General features: G+C 34.2%; 1 protein-coding gene. It reads right to left on the minus strand.

Features of this window, described 5'->3' with window-relative positions; all coding sequences use genetic code 11:
- Positions 1-125: 125 nt before the first annotated feature.
- A complete protein-coding gene (locus tag ACUNWD_RS20720; protein ID WP_445589779.1) occupies positions 126-740 on the minus strand; it encodes a hypothetical protein in 615 nt (204 codons plus the stop codon).
- Positions 741-1,768 lie beyond the last annotated feature (1,028 nt).

The following is a 1,768-nucleotide window of genomic DNA, read 5'->3' on the forward strand; positions in this document are numbered from 1 at the left end:
TTGATAACTTTCAATCTTTTTCCCACTCTTCGCTGAAAATAAAAAGAGGCCATCTCTTTTGAGACAGCCTCTTCTTTTGTGTCTATATATTGTAGGGATAATTGCCGGTGTAGTCTTTCGGTTTATTATCGGCCTTTATATTTTAGTTTGACATCCATGAGCTCTCGTGCGAGTTTTTGCTCACGAGTCAAAGCATTCTTACGATGCTTCTCAAATTCTTCTTGAACTTCTGCCAACCTTTTTTTCGTTTCCGTCACTACATGATGCCCCCTTTTATAGAGCATGAATAAAATGACAGCCGCAGCAGAAATTGCCAGCAACAATACCCACATGATTAAATTGTATGTTCCTTTTGAAACTTCTATACCAAGAAGACGGATACTGTCCTTTGAATTTTGAGTTGCAACTAATTCTTCCTTTAAGTTTTCAATCTCAGAATTACTGATGTTCAAATTGGTATTGAACTTGTCTATTTCCTGGCTCAATGTGGTGATTTCTTTCTTGTAACGTTGAATACTATCCAGAGAGTTTTGCTTGATTCGTTGATATCCACTAATTCGCATCACCTTGTATTCTTCGTAGGTGCTTGATTTTTTATACAAATAATCAAATTGCTCACCCAGGCTTATCGTATCAAAAACTGCATTGAATGATGTTACCTGGGCAATAGATATGCCTGGAAGAATAGAAACTAACAGGATGAGGATATATTTTTTGATGGGAGTATACTGAATTTTCATCTTGATATCATTTACCGAATTAATATTAAAATACTAAAATCTGCTTGCAAGTTACGTCCAAAAGCTATTAGTTTAATTGAGAACGACAGTTTTTTCTATTTATTATTATATACAAAGGATCAAATTCATCAACAATTCAGGTTTCAAAAAGATTTCTGATGGATTCATTTGATGAATTTATATTGACAACCCAGGTTATTTTGGACAGAAATCATCAGTTTAGCATGTCCTTGAACGATTCCATTGAATAAATTTTAAAGATATGTGGTTAATCAAACATCTATTTCAAACTATTTTCAACGAAGTTTTAGGTAATATATAGGATAGAGTTAGTCTTTTGTGCTTATTATTTCAAGATTTGAAGGGTGAAAGTGCCAGTTATTCCATATTATGTGAAGGGACGATATGCTGTAAAATAGAGTAACCTTTATAGAGTATTAGTTGTTCTAATATAGGAGCGAATATTTTATTCAAAATTGTTTGATTTTTTTTTAGGCGTTAAGGTGTTGGTGTTCAGTGTTTATTTCGAGTTCTCTCTTTGGTATGATGAAAAAAGTTTAATCCAGCGCTTGTCAGAATAAAAAAGGTGTCTATATTTGCAGCCGCTAAAAGGGAATAACGGTGCTATACCGGGAGACCTGGAAGGCAAGTTCTAAAGGGGTTTTGAGGAATATAGATTTATTTTTGAGCTGGTTAAAACCGGCGAAAAAAAGTTTGAAAAAACATTTGGAGAATCAAAAATAAAGACTTTACTTTGCAGCCGCTTTCAGAGCAAACGTTCAACGACATTTTGAGAAGAACCGGTTACAACTTTCGGGTTGTAATTTCGTAAGAAAAGAAACTGGTTCGCGGCAAAAAAAAAGATTAGAAAAAAAGCTTTAAAATTTTGCAGAAATAAAAAAGCTTTCTAACTTTGCCGCCCCGTAATACTGGAGCTGGAAACAGGGAAACATTAGGGAGTTCAAAACGAGAAGAATTTAGTAGTAAGAAATAGGTTTATCCGCGGTGAGAGTTGCGGTTATTTTTTG

The organism is Sunxiuqinia sp. A32, from assembly GCF_052690465.1.

What these genes read in the sequence shown, in the direction of transcription:
- ACUNWD_RS20720 (WP_445589779.1), bottom strand. Translation starts at nt 740, where the DNA reads ATGAAAATTCAGTATACTCCCATCAAAAAATATATCCTCATCCTGTTA.